The sequence below is a fragment of the Vibrio sp. OPT46 genome (assembly GCF_015163535.1).
GTDB classification, from domain to species: domain Bacteria; phylum Pseudomonadota; class Gammaproteobacteria; order Enterobacterales; family Vibrionaceae; genus Vibrio; species Vibrio alginolyticus.
The window spans coordinates 1-218 of the sequence record NZ_JADDYG010000297.1 but is presented as its reverse complement, the minus strand read 5'-3'; the positions used below and the strand labels follow the sequence as shown (position 1 = coordinate 218).

1 protein-coding gene is annotated in these 218 nt (G+C 41.7%); it reads left to right on the top strand.

The features are described 5' to 3' along the window. On the top strand, positions 1–218 hold a 218-nt coding region (locus tag IQR33_RS33025; protein WP_228013886.1), incomplete at both ends, for a hypothetical protein.

Sequence of the window (218 nt, the reverse complement as noted above, 5' to 3'; positions counted from 1 at the left end):
GAGTAAGAACAAAGAAAGCCAATGGGTCTCACTATGTGGTAAACACCTTTGGTTTAGTAATGACCCCCACAAAAGTATAGAAAATGCAAAACTAAGCGAAAAACCTATTTGCAAGACCTGTCGTAAGATTGCAGGAATTCCCATGTCTTCGAGAAGAAAACCCGAGGTCGAAGCTCCCTTTAAAATTTACACCGTTGGAGCTGGGGAAATCAAAGAGC